This window comes from Cyclobacterium lianum, assembly GCF_900143075.1.
Taxonomy (GTDB): domain Bacteria; phylum Bacteroidota; class Bacteroidia; order Cytophagales; family Cyclobacteriaceae; genus Cyclobacterium; species Cyclobacterium lianum.
In genome coordinates this window covers 183,125-204,309 of the sequence record NZ_FRCY01000003.1, presented here as the reverse complement: position 1 = coordinate 204,309, position 21,185 = coordinate 183,125, and the positions used below count along the sequence as shown (strand labels likewise).

At 45.5% G+C, this 21,185-nt stretch carries 13 protein-coding genes and 2 tRNA genes; 7 read left to right on the top strand and 8 right to left on the bottom strand.

Going from position 1 to position 21,185, the window contains the following annotated elements; genetic code table 11:
* Positions 1 to 6 precede the first annotated feature (6 nt).
* Complete coding sequence (locus BUB19_RS05905; protein WP_073093575.1) at positions 7 to 1,416, top strand: Gfo/Idh/MocA family protein; 1,410 nt, start codon at positions 7 to 9, stop codon at positions 1,414 to 1,416.
* Between the two features lie 45 nt (positions 1,417 to 1,461).
* Here BUB19_RS05905 and BUB19_RS05900 read toward each other — a convergent pair whose 3' ends face one another.
* The 3 genes from BUB19_RS05900 to BUB19_RS05890 form a co-directional block, all read right to left on the bottom strand.
* A complete protein-coding gene (locus BUB19_RS05900; RefSeq protein WP_073093573.1) occupies positions 1,462 to 2,643 on the bottom strand; it encodes a class I SAM-dependent rRNA methyltransferase in 1,182 nt (393 codons plus the stop codon).
* Positions 2,644 to 2,971: 328 nt separating this feature from the next.
* Positions 2,972 to 4,594: an ABC-F family ATP-binding cassette domain-containing protein gene (locus BUB19_RS05895; protein WP_073093571.1), complete on the bottom strand. Its 1,623-nt coding sequence runs from the start codon at positions 4,592 to 4,594 to the stop codon at positions 2,972 to 2,974.
* 59 nt (positions 4,595 to 4,653) lie between these two features.
* On the bottom strand, positions 4,654 to 5,898 hold the full coding sequence (locus BUB19_RS05890) for a multidrug effflux MFS transporter (RefSeq protein ID WP_073093569.1): 1,245 nt from the start codon (positions 5,896 to 5,898) through the stop codon (positions 4,654 to 4,656).
* A gap of 220 nt (positions 5,899 to 6,118) precedes the next feature.
* Between BUB19_RS05890 and BUB19_RS05885 the strand changes: the two genes are divergently transcribed.
* Positions 6,119 to 14,218, top strand: a complete 8,100-nt coding sequence (locus BUB19_RS05885) for a malectin domain-containing carbohydrate-binding protein (RefSeq protein WP_073093567.1) — start codon at positions 6,119 to 6,121, stop codon at positions 14,216 to 14,218.
* Between the two features lie 124 nt (positions 14,219 to 14,342).
* Here BUB19_RS05885 and BUB19_RS05880 read toward each other — a convergent pair.
* Positions 14,343 to 14,414 (bottom strand) — tRNA-Glu (locus tag BUB19_RS05880).
* A 20-nt stretch (positions 14,415 to 14,434) separates the two neighbouring features.
* Positions 14,435 to 14,506, bottom strand: a tRNA-Glu gene (locus BUB19_RS05875).
* Between the two features lie 243 nt (positions 14,507 to 14,749).
* On the opposite strand from BUB19_RS05875, the gene BUB19_RS05870 reads away from it, so the two are divergent.
* The 4 genes from BUB19_RS05870 (at position 14,750) to BUB19_RS05855 (ending at position 17,866) form a co-directional block, all read left to right on the top strand.
* Positions 14,750 to 15,385 (top strand): peroxiredoxin, encoded by a 636-nt coding sequence (locus BUB19_RS05870; protein WP_073093565.1) that lies wholly within the window; start codon positions 14,750 to 14,752, stop codon positions 15,383 to 15,385.
* A 205-nt stretch (positions 15,386 to 15,590) separates the two neighbouring features.
* The gene (locus BUB19_RS05865; RefSeq protein WP_073093800.1) at positions 15,591 to 16,664 is read left to right on the top strand and encodes a 3-oxoacyl-ACP synthase III family protein; all 1,074 of its coding nucleotides are present in this window, start codon (positions 15,591 to 15,593) and stop codon (positions 16,662 to 16,664) included.
* Between the two features lie 20 nt (positions 16,665 to 16,684).
* A complete protein-coding gene (locus BUB19_RS05860) occupies positions 16,685 to 17,515 on the top strand; it encodes an amidohydrolase family protein (RefSeq protein ID WP_073093563.1) in 831 nt (276 codons plus the stop codon).
* A gap of 15 nt (positions 17,516 to 17,530) precedes the next feature.
* The gene (locus BUB19_RS05855) at positions 17,531 to 17,866 is read left to right on the top strand and encodes an L-rhamnose mutarotase (RefSeq protein ID WP_073093561.1); all 336 of its coding nucleotides are present in this window, start codon (positions 17,531 to 17,533) and stop codon (positions 17,864 to 17,866) included.
* A gap of 77 nt (positions 17,867 to 17,943) precedes the next feature.
* Here the strand turns inward: BUB19_RS05855 and BUB19_RS05850 are convergent, their stop codons facing one another.
* From BUB19_RS05850 to BUB19_RS05840, 3 genes are read right to left on the bottom strand one after another with little or no spacing between them, the layout of a single operon-like run.
* Entirely contained in the window at positions 17,944 to 19,311 is a 1,368-nt protein-coding gene (locus BUB19_RS05850; RefSeq protein ID WP_073093799.1) for an NAD(P)(+) transhydrogenase (Re/Si-specific) subunit beta, read from the bottom strand.
* A 4-nt stretch (positions 19,312 to 19,315) separates the two neighbouring features.
* Positions 19,316 to 19,633, bottom strand: coding sequence for an NAD(P) transhydrogenase subunit alpha part 2 (locus BUB19_RS05845; protein ID WP_073093558.1), 318 nt, complete (start codon positions 19,631 to 19,633; stop codon positions 19,316 to 19,318).
* A 4-nt stretch (positions 19,634 to 19,637) separates the two neighbouring features.
* Positions 19,638 to 20,750, bottom strand: coding sequence for a Re/Si-specific NAD(P)(+) transhydrogenase subunit alpha (locus tag BUB19_RS05840; RefSeq protein WP_073093556.1), 1,113 nt, complete (start codon positions 20,748 to 20,750; stop codon positions 19,638 to 19,640).
* A 259-nt stretch (positions 20,751 to 21,009) separates the two neighbouring features.
* Here BUB19_RS05840 and BUB19_RS24105 point away from each other — a divergent pair, with 259 nt between their 5' ends.
* A complete protein-coding gene (locus BUB19_RS24105) occupies positions 21,010 to 21,177 on the top strand; it encodes a hypothetical protein (RefSeq protein ID WP_178371441.1) in 168 nt (55 codons plus the stop codon).
* The last annotated feature ends 8 nt before the right edge of the window (positions 21,178 to 21,185 follow it).

Below are 21,185 nucleotides of genomic sequence, written 5' to 3'. Positions count from 1 at the left end.
ATAAAAATGAGTAATAAAAGGAGAGAGTTTTTGAAACTCTCCGGCCTGGCCGGAATTGGAATGATGGGAACTGGTTTTACCGGACTGTCCCGGGAAGAACAGGAAAGGGTGCTTGTGCAGAGCAAAAGAAAATACGAACAACGGTTCAACATGTCGGGCTATGCAGCACCAAAGCTCGACGTCGTGCGGGTGGGTGTGATCGGACTTGGCATGCGAGGTCCCGGAGCTGTCAATCGCCTGAGCAAAATACAAGGCGTTGAGATCAAAGCTTTGTGTGACCTGCGACCTGAAATGGTTCAAAAGGTAGTGAAAAGCCTCGAGGGCACGTCCCATAAGCCAGATACCTACAGCGGATCTACGTTCGCCTGGAAGAAAATGGTCGACCGGGATGACCTGGACCTGATATACATCGCCACTCCCTGGGAATGGCATACTCCCATGGCAGTTTATGCCATGGAAGCAGGCAAGCATGCGGTATCGGAGGTTCCCATTGCCATCAGCCTTGAGGAATGCTGGCAGTTGGTGGAAACCTCTGAACGGACCAAAAAACATTGCATGCAACTTGAAAATTGTTGTTATGATTTCTTTGAACTGATGACCCTGAATATGGCTAGAGATGGATTCTTTGGGGACATCATTCACGGGGAAGGTGCTTACATACACGACTTATTGGAACTGAATTTTAAAAAGGATACCGGCTATCAGGACATGTGGCGCCTCAAGGAAAACTACCGCAATGGGAACATTTATCCTACCCATGGTCTGGGTCCAGTGTGCCAGATCATGAATATCAACAGGGGAGATCAAATGGATTACCTCAGCTCGCTTTCCAGCAATGATTACCATATGCGGGCAAAGGCGGAAGAATTGGCAGAAGAAGACAATTTTTATGCATCATTCGCTACCAAGAATTTCCGTGGAAATATGAATACTACCCTGGTCAAGACCAAAAACGGCAGATCCATCATGATCCAGCATGATGTCAGCTCGCCCAGGCCATATTCCCGAATTCACCTGGTCAGCGGAACAAAAGGCATGGCCCGAAAATGGCCTGTTCAGGGCATTTCTACTGGTCACGGATGGATGAAAGAAGATGAGGTCAAAGTGCTTGAAGAGAAGTATACGCCGGAAATCGTTAAGAAAGTCGGGGAGATGGCCAGGAAAATCGGAGGACATGGCGGGATGGACTTTATGATGGATTGGCGTTTGATTGATTGCCTCAGAAATGGACTTCCGCTGGATCAGGACGTGTATGATGCGGCCCTCTGGAGTGCGATTACTCCGCTTAGCGAATGGTCAGTAGCCAATCGGTCCAATTCCATAGACATACCCGACTTTACTGGCGGATCCTGGCAGACCAACAAGCCTGTAGAACTGACTCTTAAAGGAGGGGGTACTACGGGAGTAAATGCCTGATAATTTTTAATGCTGCGAAACACATGATTTCGCAGCTTTAAATTTTTATTCTACATACAAGATCAGGCCTTTGAGATAAGCGGTTTCCTGATGGAAAAGGTTTACCGGGTGATCTGCTCCCTGGGATAATTGGTGAAGGATCTTAATTTGCCTCCCAGATTCGAGGCCGGCGGCGGTAACGGTGTGGGCAAAAAGCTCCCGGTCGACGACCTGAGAACAGGAAAAGGTAAATACAATGCCTCCTCTTTTGATTTTTTTAATGGCTAGTGCGTTGAGCCTCTTGTATGCCTGAACGGCATTGTGCCTGGAGCGCATACTTTTGGCAAATGCCGGGGGGTCGAGGATAATGATGTCAGCATCTGTGTCAGTTTCCCGCAGGTATTTCATTACGTCGGCGACTACACAAGGATTGGTTACGGGATCGAATCCATTGATTTCCAGGTTATTTTTACATTGAGCAACGGCCTCTGCCGAAATGTCTACCGAGCTCACCAGGTCGGCACCAGCTTTCAGCGCATACACAGAGAAGCCCCCGGAATAGCAGAAGGTGTTGAGGATTTTTTTCCCTTTACAATAATGTTGCAGAAGCTTTCTGTTGTCACGCTGATCCAGAAAGAATCCCGTTTTCTGGCCTTTTTCCAGATCAATTTCGAAAAAAACATCATTTTCACGGATCCGGATTCGGCTCTTGCTGCCATGTACCCAGCCCTGACCCGGAGAGGCCTCCTGATGCAGGGTTGAAGCACTCTTGTCGTAGATGCTAACCAGGTCTCCACCATAGAGCGTTTTTAGCGCGTCGACGATTTTCTCACGTTCACGAAATATCCCAGGATGGTGTCCCTGAATGACCAGATTACCGGCATAATGATCAATGACCAGTCCTGGAAGCTCGTCACCTTCACCATGCACCAGCCGATAAGCGTTGGTAGTACCGGTCAGGGACCCAAAGACGAGCTTTCTAGCACGGAGTGCTGCCGAAATTTTCTCCAGCCAGAAGGATCTGTCGATTTCCCGATCATCAAAGCAGATCATCCTGATCATGATAGAGCCGCCAGCAAAAAAACCCATACCCAAAACCTGATTTCTGGAGTCCATAACTTTTACCAGTTGACCCTCATCCAGGTCAGCGGGACTGTGGGCAACGGCACCGGAAAATATCCAGTGGTGCCTCCTTTTTATAGAAACCTCTTTGCCTTTTTTAAGGATTATCTGTGGGTAATTGCCCATGTTGAGTTTGTTTAGGATGTAAATGAGAGTACATAACCATAGCCGCAATGCCGCAAGGTAATGGGGTATAGGTATGGCGGTCAATTGAAAATAAAGCAAAAGGTAGAACCTCAATGACAGAATTACGGAATATTTTGCGACAGCGGGGGAGGCATTTTTCCATTATATTCCTGCTGCATGGACAGCCAGCAAGCAGACCAGAAGCAAGGTGCTGGCCTCTTCGGTCAAAGCATGAAATCGACTGAGGTTTCAACCAGTAGGGAGGAACATGTCCAATAGCCTTTGTCAGCAAAAGATAGCTGATGACTAAGATCAGTAGAAGCAGCCCCTATTTATTTGTTCCATACATTTTCTCCCGCAAGGATTGAATCTCAGGATCCTCAAGATAGGACTCATAGTCCATCCTTCTATCTATGGTACCTTTCGGGGTAAATTCGATGATCCGGTTGGCAACAGACTGTACAAAAGCGTGGTCGAATGACGAGAACAGCAAGGTACCGGTAAAATCGATCATGGCATTGTTGAGTGCATGAATGGATTCCAGATCCAGGTGATTGGTAGGTTCGTCCAGTACAAGAAAGTTTGGGTTTTGGAGCATCATTCTGGAAATCATGCACCGTACTTTTTCGCCTCCCGACAGCACAGAGGCCTTTTTCAAAGATTCTTCTCCGGTAAAAAGCATTCTACCCAGAAAAGTTCTTACATAGGCTTCTTCCTGGTTATCGCTGTATTGACTCAGCCAGTCTATCAATTTCAAGTCTGAATTGAAATAGGCAGAATTGTCGTTGGGCATGTATGCTTTATTGATGGTCACTCCCCATTTGAAATTTCCTGATTGGACCGGGATTTCTTCCATGATGGTCTGAAAAAATTTGGTCACGGCTTGTTTGGTACGGGATAAAAAGGCGATTTTGTCGCCCTTGTCTACCATCAGGTTGACATCAGTAAAAAAGACTTTTTCCTCATTTTTCAACGCGAGCTGATCCGTAAGAAGCAATTGGTCACCAGCCTCTCTTTCCGGCTTGAATATAATGCCCGGATATTTTCTGGTAGACGGCTTGATCTCGTCCACATTTAACTTTTCGAGCATTTTCTTCCGGGCAGTAGCTTGTTTGGATTTTGCGACATTGGCCGAAAAGCGTTCGATAAAGGATTGGAGCTCTTTTCGTTTCTCCTCAGCCTTTTTATTTTGATCCGCCTTTTGTTTGGCAGCCAGTTGAGAAGATTCGTACCAGAAGGAATAATTTCCGGAGTAGATATTGATTTTACCAAAATCAATATCTACGATATGTGTAGCTACCTGATCCAGAAAGTGGCGGTCATGAGAGACTACAATCACCAGATTTTTAAAATTGATCAAAAAGTCTTCCAGCCAACCGATGGTTTCGGTGTCCAGATCGTTGGTAGGCTCATCAAGGATAAGGATATCCGGGTTTCCAAACAAGGCCTGAGCCAGCAAAACCCGTACTTTCTGGTCTCCGGAAAGATCTTTCATCAGCTTGCCGTGTAGGCTTTCGGTAACGCCCAATCCCGACAATAGTGCAGCGGCATCACTTTCTGCGTTCCACCCGTCCATTTCAGCAAACTCTGCTTCCAGGGCAGCAGCTCTGTTGCCATCCTCCTCCGTGAAGTCCTCTTTGAGGTAAATGGCATCTTTTTCAGTCATGATTTCGAACAACTTCCGGTGCCCCATGATCACGGTGCGCAGTACCTCTTCTTCCTGAAAACCGAAATGGTTCTGAGAGAGGACAGCCATCCTTTGGCCGGGAGTGATGTTGACCACACCAGTAGTGCTGTCTATCTCCCCGGTGAGTATCTTCAGGAATGTGGATTTACCTGCTCCGTTTGCGCCAATTACGCCGTAACAATTGCCTGGTGTAAATTTTAAATTGACTTCTTCGAACAGGGTTCTCTTTCCAAATTTAAGGGATAAATTATCTACTGAAATCATGATATCTCGCTACTGAAAATTTAACAAAGCGCAAAGTTAGGAAAATATTCCAGCATCACCTACTTTCCTCTGCCCGCGGAAAGCTGCAGACCGAGTCCCTCAATCCACCTGCGCAGTTCTCCGGTAATATAAAAATGGATGAGGAGTACCGATCCCGCGATCAGGATACATGCAGCCATTAAAATTACCATGGGCATGGCAGTTCCATTATGAAAAACGCTGACCAGTGCAGTAACAAGGCCGCCTATAGCCATGCGCATAAAACCCATCATGGCCGATGCGCTTCCGGCATTTTTAGAGAAGGGAGCTAAGGACAGCGCAGCAGCGTTGGGTACGCTCAGTCCATGCCCCGTCAGGAAAATGAACAGGATGCCAATCAGTACCCATACGTTAAAAGCTTCTGTCCAGACGCCAAGGATGATGATCAGCCCAATGACAAGCTGATATCCCAGCGCAGTGATCACGATGGTCCGGTTGCTGAAATGGTTCAATAAAATGTGGTTGAGTTGGGTGGCACCGATCATGGCAATAGAGAGGAAAGCAAATAGCCAACCGTACTGGGTAGCCGTTAATCCATAGATGTTGATAAATACATCTGAGGATCCGGCGATGTATGCAAATGGTGCCGCACCGGCTATACCACCTACCAGAATATAGGTGAGAAACTGCCTGTTTTTCAGTACCTCGATATATTTTTTATAGACCTGCACCGGCCGGAGAGAAATCTGTCGATCTGGTGCAGCCCCATCGGGTAGATGCCATTTGCATGAAACGATAATGCCGGAACAGATAAGTGCAAGCAAAATAAACAGCCAATGCCAGTGAAAATGTGCGGCAACATACCCGCCTATCGTAGGCGCAACCATAGGTGAAACAGCAATCACCAGGGTAAGCATGGCCAGGGTCTGGGCGATTTTTGTCACCGGAAAGAGATCTCTGACCAGTGCCTGCGCTGCTACCATGCCTACGCATCCCCCTATGGCCTGAACAAATCTCATGATGATCAAGGTTTCATAGGTGGAAACAAAAGCACATCCGATAGACGCCACGACGTAGATCCATAATCCGGCGTATAAAGGCTTTTTTCTACCAAACTTATCCAGAAGAGGACCATAAAATAGCTGTCCGATGGCAATCCCGGTAAGGTAGCTGGTAAGCGACAATTGAATATTGGAAATGCTTGTTCGCAGATCAGTAGCGATTGCAGGGAAAGCCGGCAAATACATGTCTACCGAAAACGGGCTGATGGTACTCAACGCCCCCAGAATCAAAACGAGCAGAAAGTAATTCTTTTGTTCTTTCATAGTAAAACACAAAAATAGACATTTAACAGGTTTACTGCGGGTTTGTGCCAAAAAGTGTTAAAAGAGCATACTTGAACTGATAAAAATGTATTTTAAATCAAATAAAACGTTTTTTAAGTTTGACTTTATTAGATTAAATATTTAATATTGTGGATTGAAACAGCATCATACTTTTATATAGTATTAAAAAATAGTTTACATCCTTTATTATTTGGTATCCATGGACACAGCTACTAAAAACCCTATTCTAGCCATTGCTATCGTCTTGTTGTTTTGGTCAGTATGGCAAAACGACCTGACCGCCCAAACAGTAAGTTTTAATCAAACTCAATTAAATTTCAACGATTTTGACAAAATCAATTCCGGAACCTCACTTCAATTTGGGCCGGATGAGCGGCTTTATGTGTCACAACTGAAGGGAGAGATTAAAATCTATACGGTACTGAAGGCAGGTGCAAATCAATACGATGTGGTTGGAGAAGAAATACTCCTTGGCGTGAAGGGTATTCCCAATCACGACGATACCGGATTATTGGCGTACGATAACCGAAACAACCGGCAAATTACCGGACTTACCGTGGTGGGTACGTCAGAAAATCCGGTAATTTACGTGAGTTCCAGTGACCCGAAGTGGGGAGGCCCTAGTGGTGATAAAGTGTTGGATACCAATTCCGGGGTCATTACCCGGATCAGTTGGACGGGGACCACATGGGAGGTGGTTGATTTGGTAAGAGGACTGCCAAGGTCTGAGGAAAATCATTCTACCAATGGCCTGGAGTTTACCACCCTTAATGGAAAACCCTACCTTCTGGTGGCCAGTGGGGGATTGACCAATGCGGGAGCTCCCTCAAAGAATTTTGCCTACATAACTGAATTCGCACTTTCAGCGGCGATCCTGAGCATTGACCTGGACGCCATTGAAGCTTTGCCTACCCAGACAGACAGTAATTCAGGCAGGTCATTTAAATATGATATTCCTACACTGGATGATCCCAGCAGGGAAAACAAAAATGCCATATACGACCCAAATGATCCCAATTATGACGGCATCGATGTGAATGATCCATTCGGTGGTAATGATGGTCTTAATATGGGGATGGTGACAGAAAACGGACCTGTACAGATTTTTTCACCAGGGTACAGAAACTCCTATGATCTGGTCGTTACTGAAGATCGCAAATTATTTGTTACGGATAATGGCGCCAATATCAACTGGGGTGGTTTGCCTCTGGGAGAAGGAGATGCCACGCAGGTAAGTAATAATTATGATCCTGGCGAACCGGGGGCAAGTCCACTCAATCCGTCTGTGGATGGAGAGTTTGTTGACAACCAGGACCACTTGCTTTTAGTTACCACCGACCTGGATACTTATGTTCCTGGATCTTATTATGGTGGACACCCAACGCCCATTCGGGCCAATCCCGGAACAAGCTATCCGAAAGGGGCTGCTTTTCCCTATACCCCAGGGGGTGCTGGCTTGTATACAAAGTTTGTCGGTGACAACGGTGGATATGCCAATATCACACCATTATTTACTCCTTCAGACCAATTCAGGACACAGATTCTTGAACCGATCGCACCAGGCCAGCCTGGTTTTGATGCATATGCGGCCAATAGCCTCCCTGCAAACTGGCCTCCTGTGCCCCCAAATAAAGCAAATCCAGCCGAGGCGGATTTTATTGCTCCTACCCTGACCAATAGCAACGGACCGCAGCCTGATATCGTCACTGTTTTTCCCAACAATTCTAATGGGATAGCAGAGTACAAAGCGAGCAATTTTGACGGTGCCCTGAAGGGCTCTCTGATTGTTGGAAAAAACGGGGGGACACTTCATTTAATCCACCTCAATGCAGACGGATCGTTGAAGGAGGCAGAATTTGGAAAATGGAATCTCAATGGTGGAAATGCTCTGGGTATTGCTACCAATGGCGATAGCGAAATTTTTCCCGGAACAGTCTGGGTGGCTACTTTTGATAATCGGATCATGGTATTGACTCCCGAAGACGAAATTTTTTGCATTGCACAAAACGATCCGGATTTTGACCCCGCAGCCGACTATGACCACGATGGCTATACCAATCAGGACGAAATCGATAACGGAACCGACTATTGCTCGGGTGCTTCTGCCCCAGATGATTACGATAAGGATTTTGTCTCCAACCTGAATGATCTGGATGACGACGGCGATGGGATAGCTGACAAGTTTGATCCATTTCAAATCGGCTACCCCAGTGATCTGCCTCTTGAAAACCAATTGTTCACCAATCAATCGGATGCGTCGGGGCAGGAATTCGGATACCTGGGCCTGGGACTCACCGGACTCATGAACAATGGGGTGGAGAATCCAAATTGGCTCAACTGGCTGGATAAAGGCAATGATAGCCCCGGGGATCCTGATATCTATGGAGGAACGGCCGGAGCCATACAACTTTCCATGACAGGGGGTACCGCAAATGGGACGGTCAATAATCAGGATAAAGGCTTTCAGTTGGGGGTTAATGCCGGGATTGAAACCGGAAATTATACAATCACTTCCGGAATAATAGGCCTGTCTTCTCCGGGGCAGTTGTACGATTACGACGGCAATGGTGAAATCGGTATACAGATTGGAGACGGTACCCAGAGCAATTTTATAAAACTGGTATTTACAAAGGCAGGCATTCTGGCTGCACAGGAAATAAACGATACCGAAGATGCAAACCCGCTATTTCTGGAGATTCCTGCATCGGAAAGACCGGATGCGAATACCTTAATTGAACTGGCTTTTGAGGTAAACCCCTATGCCGGTACCGTCGAGCCAAAATATAAATATAACGATGAGCCGTATATTTCTCTTGGTATTATCGAAAGTGAAGGTACCGTAAAAGCTGCCATCCGGCAATTGGATATTCCGCTTGCCATCGGTGTATATGGTTCTTCACATGATCCCGCAGAAAGCTTCATTGGAGTGTGGAATTATATAAAGGTAAGCGGAGAAGTACCTTATAGCATACGCACGCTGCGGGATATCAGCAGGTTGCTGGGTGATCCGGACGTTGAGCGGAATCTTGATGAATACTTCGCAGACGATGACGGACTGAATAACCTTACTTATTCGATTTCCAAAAATACCAATCCGGTAATTGGTGCAGAAATAATCGATAATATTTTAAGGGTGATTATCCCAAATGATGAGGTAAGCGCCGAAATTACCGTGAGGGCTACGGATTCAAACGGATATTTTGTTGAACAAACCTTTGCTGTAAAGGTTGAGCAGGAGTTTGAAATATTGCTTAGGATCAACGCCGGGGGACCCGTCATCACCGGTAATGGTGACCTGCCCAATTGGTTGTCCAATTCTCTGGCAGGGCCTGAAAATTCTGATTTATTCTCTGTGTCTGGTGGAAAAACAGCCACCAACTCCTTTACTGCTTCCGGCAGACATGCATCCATCCCGGATTATGTTTCCGACGACGAATATGTAAAAATATTTAATAAGGAACGATACACTCAGGATGCGAACATGGAGTACAAGATTCCTTTGCCTAACGGAGATTATTTGGTCAACCTGTATATGGGGAATGGTTTTGAAGGTACTTCCACCCTGTTAAAGAGGTATTTTGATATCGAAATTGAAGGGCAGAAAGTAGAATCCTCCCTGGACCTCATCGAAAGGTTTGGCCACCTCATTGGAGGTATGGAACAATACCCCGTGACAATTACCGACGGAGAACTGAACATTGTATACCTGAAGCAGAAGGAAAACCCTCTGCTGAACGGTATTGAAATCATAGGTAAACCTATTCAAATACCTATTGTATTCGAGAAAGTAGAAGACCAGATAGATTTTGTTCAGTACGAGCTGGACGGTAGCATGTTTGTATCTGCTTCCGGTGGTAACGGAAACCTGAATTATTCGGCCGACGGGCTACCACCAGGCATTTATCTGGAGCCTACAAATGGTACCATTTACGGAACAATTGAAGAGGGTGCATTGGCCAATAGCCCCTATCGGGTGACCATAACGATCGACGATGAAGATGCAATTCATTCGGATGCGGTTTCCTTCAATTTCACCTGGACGATAAGTCCTGAACTGTCTGAGCAAAAGTGGACGTTGAAAGAGGAAAATACGGCATACACCGGAAGACATGAAAACAGCTTTGTGCAAGCAGGAAATAAATTCTACCTCATGGGCGGCAGGGAAAGCGCCAAAACCATCGACATCTACGATTATGCAAAAGATGAATGGAGCTCCTTGTCCAACATTAACCCCCATAGCTTCAATCATTTTCAGGCATTGCATTATGATGGCTTGATTTGGGTGATCGGAGCCTTTCAGACAAACGATTTTCCAGATGAAATTCCAGCTTCCCATATCTGGATGTTTGATCCCGTTCGGGAAGAATGGATACAAGGACCAGAAATTCCGGAAAACAGAAGAAGAGGATCAGCCGGTCTGGTCGAGCATCGCGGTAAATTCTACCTGATAGGAGGTAACACGAAGGGGCATAACGGTGGCTTTGTACCTTATTTTGATAGCTATGATCCGGAGACGGGAGAGTGGAGCGTTTTGGAAGATGCTCCTAGGGCAAGGGATCACTTTTTCGCAACCAAAATCGGAAGCCGCATGTATGTGGTATCGGGTAGACAATCCGGCGGTGCGGGAGGTACCTTCGCGCCTGTGCTTCCTGAGGTAGATGTATATGATTTCAATGCCCAGACCTGGAGTACGCTGCCGGCAGGATCAAACCTGCCTACACCGAGAGCCGGAGCTATCGTAAACAATTATCTCGATAAATTGATCGTAGCGGGTGGGGAAATACCTGGCAGCTCTACGGCTCTTGCCACAACGGAGATGTTTGACCCCTTGACAGCATCCTGGCAGGCCCTGGACTCCATGAATTTCGCGCGGCATGGTACACAAGGTATCGTCTCCGGAAAAGGTTTGTTTGTACTCGGTGGCTCGCCAAACAGGGGAGGGGGCAATCAGAAGAACATGGAATATTTCGGGTTCGATCAGCCGATCGGCGAACCCTTGGCCAACGGAAAATTGATCTATGACGATTCCCTGTTGTTTAGAAAAGGTCAACCGAAAGAGCTCTCGGTGTCATTGGAAAATGGAAATACCGGACTCTGGATCAGATCTGTGGAACTACAAGGAGCAAACGCCCAGGATTTTATCATCCTCGCCGGGGAATTGCCCAGCAACGTTTTCTGGAAACCAGGACATGAATTTGATCTGCTGCTGGATTATGAAGGAGATGCGCTGGAAGGAAATGCGGAGTTGGTGATAAACTGGGGCAGGAATGGCCAGACGAAAATTCCGCTGCAGGGAGATGGAGATTTTGAAGAAGTGTCGCTGTACTTCAATTCCGGAACATTTGACGATGTAGTGTTTAACGGCAAGACCTATTTAGGGGATTTTTACCTTACTGATATTCATAGTGGAGGCAGTGTGTACAAAAATACAAATATTCAGGCTGCTGCCTTATATCAAACCGAACGGTTCGCAACGGAGTTGAGCTACGATATTCAAGTGCCAAACGGTGTTTATACCATCACTACCCACCATGCTGAAACCTGGTTTGGACAACCTGGCGGAGGTACCGCAGGCGCCGGCAAACGGGTATACGATATCTATCTGGAGAATAGTAAAGTAAAAGGAAATTTTGACTTGTTTGTAGAGAACAACAATCAACCCATGGCCCTTGTCTTTGAAAACATTGAAGTCAGAGACGGTAAGTTGGACCTGGACCTGGTAGCTCTGACAAACAATGCCAGCATTTCCGGCTTATCGATTGTCAATCAAAGTGAACTGGGTGATTTTCCAGTTGCAAATATAAATGCATCTGCGAGCTCTGGTAACAGCCCGCTTACGGTATCGTTCACAAATGATATCGCTAATCCAGAAAACTTCACCTTTTTCTGGGATTTCGGGGATGGAAGTTTCTCTTCCGAGCAGAACCCGACTCACGTATTTGAAAGTCCGGGTGATTATGTTGTCAGTGTTACGGTTTACAATGAGGAAGGTGAATCGGCAACTGACCAGATTTCAATCAATGTAAGCGCTCCAGGTGCATTTGAACTGCATGTAAACGGGGGTTCCAATAATTTGGTAAATCTGAATGGAACAGACTTCCTTGGGGAAGGCAACTCGGGAGTAAGTTATACAGGTTCGAGTACTTTCAGTAATAATTCCGGTGCCTATTCTGCGCTGTATTATACAGAAAGATTTGGTTCAAATTTTGCCTATACCATCCCGGTAGAAAATGGTACCTATACGGTTAAAACCTACCATAACGAGTTGTGGTTTGGAAGAAACGGACCTGAAAGTAAAGCAGGGCAGCGCGTCTATGATATTCTGGTAGAAGGAAATGTAGTCAGAGAGGATTTTGATCTCTTTGTGGCAAATGGAAACCAGCCAATAATCCTCACCCACGAAAATATTTCGGTAACCGATGGTGTGCTGGAGATAAGATTGATTGCAAGCGCAAACAATGGAACCATAACCGGATTTTCGATCATATCGGAGGAAAGTACCGGTACCACCTTACCACAAGCTGTACTTGAATCAGATGTACAGAGCGGTACGGTACCCTTATTGGTTAATTTTACCGGTAGTAACTCAAACGGAGATGGCGCATTGACCTATACTTGGGATTTTGGTGATGGTAGCAGTTCAAGTCTGGCAGATCCGAGCCATGAATATACCAGTGCTGGCCAGTATACGGTGAAATTAACTGTTTCGGACGAAAATGGTAACCAGTCCATTGACGAAATGGTCATCAATGTTGCGGATGACACCGTGATTCATCCTGAATTCTCCCTCTTTGTCAATTCCGGTACTAATAACACGGTTAATTATTTAAACGAGGATTTCCAGGGAGAGTCAACATCTGGCGTGTCATTCAGTAGTTCTTCTACCTTTACCAACAGCAGTGCAGCGCCAAATGCCTTGTTCCATACGGAAAGGTTTTCGACTAATTTCACTTATTCTGTTCCTGTAGAGAACGGGATCTATACCGTCAAAACCTACCACAATGAATTGTGGTTTGGAAAGAAAGGCCCTGCAGCAGCCGCCGGTCAACGGGTGTATGATATATTGGTTGAAGGTGAATTGGTTAAGGATGATTTTGACCTGTTTGTCGAAAGCGGGAATGAGCCTATGGAATTGATTTTCACGGATATTGAAGTCAATGACGGTGTGTTAACTATCAATCTGATAGCCGGTGCCAATAACGCCAGTATTTCCGGTTTCTCCATCCAGTCACAATCTAATGGACAGGTAGCGCCAAATGCCGTGATACTGGCTACACCAGACGATGGAGTCGCTCCTTTAGAAGTAGCATTTGATGGTTCCTCTTCCTCTGGGCAAAGTGCATTGGATTATTTCTGGGATTTTGGTGATGGAACCAGCAGCCAGCAAATTAGTCCTGTACATTTGTACGCAGATCCCGGAACCTATACAGCCTCTCTGACGGTCACTGACAGCGAGGGTTTGTCGGATGTTTCTCAGATAGAAATCGTTGCAAGAGACGGCTCAGGTCCGTCATGGACGCTAAGTTTAAATACAGGATCTTCTCTGAATACAACGTATGAGCAACGAAATTTCCTTGGAGATAAAGCATTTCCCGATTATTACAATAGCGGCAACACATTCATTAGCAGTGATAGCAGCGAGCCCCTTATCTTCCGCTCAGAACGGTACGCCAAGTCCTTAACCTATAATATTCCCGTGGAAAACGGGACCTACAGGGTGGTTACTTACCATACCGAGCCCTGGTACGGTAAAGGTGGCCCTGCCGCAGGGGTTGGTAACCGGGTGTTTGACATTTACCTGGAAGGCCTCTTGGTAAAGGACAATTTTGACATCTTCGTAGAAAGCAACAATCTGCCAACAGAGCTGACGTTTGAAAATATTCAGGTCTCTGATGGTACATTGAAAATAGACTTCATCGCTTCCGCAAACAATGCTAACGTATCTGGAATTGTAGTCGAGAGAATTTCTTCTAAAAATGATGAGATCATCTCTTCGTCCAGGTTAGCCCCGGAAGCTGAAATGGGCGGACCGGAATATTCGCTCAAATTTCCTGACGTAACCTTGTATCCAAATCCTGCGAATCAGGAAGCCATCATTAAACTGGAAGGAGATATCGCATTGGAATGGATAAGTATCTATACCATGACGGGACAACAGGTGATGGTAAAAGATGTCAGAGATACCGTTCAGTCTGAATACGTACTACCGTTACAGAGTCTAGAGCAGGGAGTGTACCTGATCAGGCTAAATGCAAAAAATGGCGCGCAGCTACAGCTCAGGTTAATTGTGAAACGGTAGGGTAAAGGAAATAGGGTGAAATAAAAAAAACCTGGTCAAAAGACCAGGTTTTTTTATTCACTTTAACCACTAACAACCACAAATAAAGTGATTCTCTTCGAAGAGAAATCGACAATATTTGTTGTAGTCCGTACGGGAATCGAACCCGTGTTTCATCCGTGAAAGGGATACGTCCTAACCCCTAGACGAACGGACCAAAAGAATGGATTAAAGGTGTAGTCCGTACGGGAATCGAACCCGTGTTTCATCCGTGAAAGGGATGCGTCCTAACCCCTAGACGAACGGACCTTCATTCAAAAATATCCTCTTTTCTTAAAGGTGATGCAAATATAGGGCCTTTCAATAACAAACCAAAACCCACCAAAAAATTATTGCCAGAGAATGCCCAAACCTTTGAAAATAAGCTGTAAAAATTAATGACATGAAGAAAAGCGGCAGGGAACAAACTATTTAGACTTTATATCTGTTTCCCTACAAAGCCTATAGAAAAATCTATTAACCTTTTATAAATCATTAAACTCAAATAAAATTATGTCATTAAGATTAGGAGATACCGCCCCTGATTTTACCGCTGAATCCACAGCAGGAAAAATCAACTTTCATGAGTATTTGGGAGACAGTTGGGGAATATTGTTTTCCCACCCGGCAGATTATACACCTGTTTGTACAACAGAGCTTGGTGCAGCAGCCAAGTTAAAAGCAGAATTTGACAAGCGAAATGTAAAAATGCTTGCACTAAGTGTGGACGGCATAGATAGCCATAAATCATGGATCAACGATATCAATGAGACGCAGCAAACCACGGTAAATTTTCCAATTATTGCAGACGAAGACCGGAAGGTGTCTCAATTGTACGACATGATTCACCCCAATTCCAATGAAAATTTTACTGTTCGCTCTGTTTTTATCATAGGAAATGATAAAAAAGTAAAATTGATCATTACCTATCCGGCGAGTACAGGTAGAAATTTTGATGAACTGCTCCGGGTAATTGACTCCCTTCAATTAACAGCAAATTATTCTGTGGCAACACCAGCAAACTGGAAACATGGAGAAGATGTGGTCATTGCGCCAGCTATTAAGAATGAAGATATTCCAGCCAGGTTTCCGAAGGGTCACAAGGAAATTAAGCCTTATCTGAGGACAACCCCACAACCGAATATTTGATCAAAAATCAGAGGCATTAGAAAAAGGGTGATTTTTATCACCCTTTTTTGCATTTTGGGTCCCTGTGGGCTGTGGACGATTGATGTGTACCGGCACCAATCAGACCCCGGGAGATTTCTTTATCGCTGGCTTGTTTTTTAACATCTGTAATGTCATATTTATTGCTTTTTCAATTCGTATAGACAAGTATTATCTTAGCCAAAGTATGATTAATAGTGTAATTACAGGATCAGGCAAATATTTACCCAATAGAAGGATCCCTAATGAATACTTTTTAACCAGGAGATTTTATGACAGCCAGGGGGTACCACTGACAAAACCCAATAAAGATATCGTCGCTACCTTGCAAAAGATCACTGAAATAAAGGAACGTAGATACCTTGAAGACAGCCTGATGACATCGGATATGGCCTATTTTGCCGCTATTGAGGCCATTGAAGCAGCAGGCATAGACCGGGAATCGCTTGATTATATCATCTTGGCCCATAATTTTGGTGATATTTTACCGAACAATATTAGAGTGGACATCTGTCCCACATTGGCCGCCAGGGTTAAGCATAAGTTGGGCATTAAAAATCCGTTTACAGTTGCTTACGATTTGCCCTTCGGCTGCCCCGGATGGGTACAGGGTATGATTCAGGCCAACTATTATATTAAATCCGGTGATGCCAGCCGGATCTTGGTCATTGGAGCAGAAAACCTGTCCAGAATCTCCGATCCACATGATATGGACAGCATGATTTTTTCTGATGGTGCCGGGGCCGTCATCCTGGAAGCAAGGAACCAGGAGGAACCGGTCGGGATCATCAATCACCTGACCAGATCTGATACCCTGGACCATGCTCATTTACTTACCATGGGCACCTCTTACAATAAGGGCTACGGTGATGATACCCTGTTTTTAAAAATGAATGGCAGAAAGCTGTATGAATATGCCATCAAAACTGTTCCGCCTACGCTGAAAACCTGCATTGATCGTTCAGGTGTGTCCTTAGAAAACATAAAAAAGGTATTGATCCATCAGGCGAATGCAAAGATGGACCATAACATCCTTGACCGTCTTTTTCAACTCTACGGCATAGACCAGGCACCAGCAGACTTGATGCCGATGAGTATTCAGGAGCTGGGTAATAATTCGGTTGCCACCGTTCCTATTCTCTATGATAAAGTAATCAGGGGCGAAATGGAGGGCCATCAACTTCGAAGTGCTGAGTATGCTTTGTTTGCCTCTGTTGGTGCCGGTATGAATGTAAACGCCTTTATGTATAAGAACCCCTAACTCAAATACCGATGTAACGCATGAAAAAGATAGATTCCCACCAACATTTCTGGCACTATGACGCGAACGATTTTCCGTGGATCAGCGATGAAATGCAAATCTTGAAGGAAGACTGTCTTCCCGAAAAGCTTTATCCCGAATTGGAAGCCAACGAGGTGAAAGGAACTGTGGCCGTTCAGGCACGCCCGGTCCGGGAAGAAACAAACTATTTACTTGATCTGGCCGATAAGTTTCCGTTTATTTTGGGAGTGATTGGCTGGGTGGACTTGACTTCGGACCAGTTAGCTGACACCTTAAAATCCTATCAACCTTTTCCGAAATTGAAGGGCTTCCGGCACTTGCTGCAGGATGAATCTGATTCAGAGTTCATCCTTAAACCTGCGTTTCAGCGTGGACTGGGGCAGATTTTTGCAGCAGGTTACAGTTATGACCTGCTTGTTTTGCCGTTTCAATTGGCTGGAGCCATAAAAACGGCAAGTAATTTTCCGGAGGGGAGATTGGTATTAGACCATATGGCCAAACCGGACATGAGTCATAAAGATCTGCAGGAGTGGAAAGACAAGATGCGCGACCTGGCAGCTCATCCCCAGGTTTATTGTAAACTTTCCGGGATGGTCACTGAAGCAGATTGGGAAAACTGGGAAGCAAGCGATTTTTTTCCGTTTCTGGATATCGCGCTGGAGTATTTTGGAGAGGAACGACTGATGTTTGGGTCTGACTGGCCCGTTTGCAGGTTGGCTGCCAGCTACGCTCAGGTTACCGGTATTTTGGAAAAGTACCTGGAGAAACTATCGGTAGCTGCGCAAAGGAAAATCTGGTATGAGAATGCAGAAAAATTTTACCATTTATAAGCAAATCGGCGATAAATGAAACGTTACTGTCTGGCATTGGACCTCGTAAATGATCCGAAGGTCATCTCGCAATACAAAGAGCACCACAAAAATATACCTCGGCTCATCGAAAAAAGTATTCGTGATGCCGGGATAGAGGTTATGGATATTTACCTGACCGGAAATCGTCTTTTTATGATTATGGAGGTAAATGAAGGGTTTTCATTTGAAAATAAGGCCCGGATGGACGCAGGAAATGAAGCCGTACAGGAATGGGAAGAAATGATGGGAAAGTTACAAAAAGCACTTCCCTGGGCAGATCCCGGAGAGAAATGGGTGCTTTCCGAAAGGATTTTCTCCCTGAATCCCTAAAATTTACCGGGTTTTCATTGCTGTCCGGTTAAGGCAATAATAAGGCTGCCCATGCTTGATGGACAGCCCTACTTTCTCTACATGTTTTTCACTTCATTCACCAGTCCGTTCAGGACTTTTTTCGCATCTCCGAAAAGCATGCGGGTCTTCGCATCAAAAAACAGCGCGTTTTGAATACCTGCATAACCAGAACTCATGCTCCTTTTGATGACAATTACATTTGCGGCCCGATTTACTTCCAGGATAGGCATACCGTAGATGGGACTGGAAGGGTCATCGTTAGCTGCCGGATTGACTACATCATTGGCCCCAATCACCATTACCACATCCGTGTTGGGAAGCTGTTCGTTCATGTCGTCCATCTCGATCAGCTTATCGTAAGGCACATCGGATTCAGCAAGCAACACGTTCATATGGCCCGGCATACGTCCTGCTACCGGGTGAATACCGTACAGTACTTCTACACCTTTTTCTTCGAGAATTTTCTCCAGATCATGAACCGCATGCTGGGCCTGCGCTACGGCAAGTCCATATCCTGGTACAACGACTACCCGCTTGGCATAAGCAAGAAGTATCGCTGTATCGTAGGCATTGATCTCTTTGGCTACCTGATCGCCGGACTGACCCGGTGCCGATGCTCCTGATGCTGTTCCAAAGGAAGTAAACAGAATATTCGACACCGAACGGTTCATGGCTTTGGCCATCAGGAGGGTGAGCAGCAGACCTGCCGAGCCTACAAGTATTCCGCCCATCAGCATCACCTTATTGTCATACAGCAAGCCTGTAGTAGCTGCTGTCACACCCGTAAGGGCATTGAGAAGGGATATCACTACAGGCATATCGGCTCCGCCTATGGGATATACAAACAGCAAGCCGTAGATCAAAGCGAGTAAAATAAGCAGGTAAACCAACATGGGGAGTGGCTCACCGGCATACAGGACATATACGGCCAGCCCGACAGCGGCTGCAAGTACCAGGAATCCCAGGATTTTATTGATGCGGATATCTTTGATTACCCCCTGCAATTTTCCCATAGCCACCATGGACCCGGAGAAGGAAATCGATCCAATGATCAGGCTGGCCATCAGGACGGCGCCTTTTCCAATATCAGTCACGGGCAGATCACCGTACTCAACCAGTCCGATCAGTGCTGCTGCAGCACCGCCCATTCCATTAAAGAAGGATACCAGTTGTGGCATCGCGGTCATTTGTACGGATTTGGCAAAATACAGCCCGCCGACTGTACCAAGTGCCATGGCAATAAAAATAAGGATAAGGTTGTTCAGTCCCGGGGTTAAAAACGACGCGACAATGGCTAAAACCATCCCTGAAAGTGCTATGCCGTTTCCTCTCCGCGCGGAATCAGGGTGGCTCATCAATTTTATTCCTATGATAAAAAGCACCACCGCTACCAGGTAGCAAATATCTATTATCTGTAAAATCATCATGTTATTTTTTACCGGGTTTCTTTTTAAACATTTCCAACATTCTATTGGTGACTGCAAAGCCCCCAACAACATTCAGGGTAGCCAGCAAAACAGCAAAAAAACCAAGGACCAAAGCCAGGTAATTTGCAGGATCGGTTTTGCCCAGGACAATGATTGATCCGACAATTACTACTCCCGACAGGGCGTTTGATCCTGACATCAACGGGGTATGCAATACGGTAGGTACCTTTGAGATGACTTCTATCCCAACAAAAATGGCAAGGATAAAAACATAAAACTCTTGTTGGTTGCTTGATATATAATCTATTATTGATTCCATTTTTTTACTTTAATAAAGGTTCATATACAATGTTGCCATCATGAGTGATACAGGTACCCTTAACGATATCATCGTCAAAATTCAGGTTGATCTGATCCTCCTTCAGCAGCAGCTTGAGCAAATTCTGAACGTTTTTGCTATACATTTTGCTGGCATCTTCCGGCATGGTAGCCGGCAATGATGAGTTGCCAATAATGGTTACCCCTTCTACAATCACGGTCTCTTTGTTTACCGCCCCTTCACAGTTGCCTCCATTTGCGGCTGCCAGGTCTACTACCACAGCGCCGGCTTTCATTTTCTGCAACATCGGTTTGGTGATCAGTACCGGGGCTTTTTTTCCGGGGATTAGCGCCGTGGTGATCACCACGTCCGATTTGACGATGGATTTCTCTAGCATTTCCGACTGCTTTTGCTTGTATTCTTCGGACTGCTCTACAGCATATCCACCGGCCGCTTTGTCTTCCACCGCTCCCGGCACCTCAACAAATTTTCCACCCAGACTTTCCACTTGTTCCTTGACAGATGGACGCGTATCAAAAGCTTCTACTACTGCTCCAAGCCTTTTTGCCGTCGCAATTGCCTGCAGTCCCGCTACACCCGCTCCAATTACCAATACTTTGGCCGGAGCTATGGTACCAGCTGCAGTCATTAGCATAGGGAAAAAGCGGGGCAACTGGGCTGCCGCCAGCAACACGGCTTTGTAACCCGACACGGTACTCATGGAGGAAAGTACATCCATACTTTGCGCACGTGTGATCCTCGGAATAGAATCCATGCTGAATAACGTTACTCCGGTTTTTGCCAGGGTATGCATCAATTCCTTTTCCACAAGAGGCTGGTACACGCCGAATAAAATCTTACCCTTGCCTAGCTGAGGATGATCCGCGGAGGAAAGGGGATTGATCTGGAAAATCATTTCTGCATCTTTCAGGACCTCTGCTCTTGACCGCAGTTCCGCACCCGCTTCAGAGAAATGTTCATCTGATAAAAACGATGCCTCGCCAGCGCCCTTCTCAATGAGGATTTTGTTACCTGCTGCATTTAATGCCTTTACGGCCTCCGGGTGAAGAGAGACCCGGGTTTCCGGTGAAGGTTCTTTTAATATTCCTAAAATCATATTGGTGGTTTATAGATAGATTCTAATCTTCGAAAATCCAGTAGTGTAAAGAATTGCCAGCGGTTAGTGGTGTAGATTGGTAGAAACAAGTTTGGCACTGCAAAAAAAGCACTTTTTTACGGATTTTACAGTATTGTCTATTAAAAATTCGAGATTTAAAGGGTAATACCATTTTTTTAATTAAATTTCAAAACATAAATAAAAAAACAAGGAATCGAATAAAATATTTATTGAGAAACCGGATTTAAATGTTTACGATATGGCAATTTCTCTACTCTCAGTCCATCTTTTCAGCATCAATACAGGGACACTGGCTCAAGTCCAAAGTCAGGACGAGGGCATACCCTTTATGGACTACTGGCCGGTAATTCTCCTGCCTATTTTCGTAATTGTTCTGTACCGGGTTTGGAAAGTACGTCGGAAATAATTCAGTAA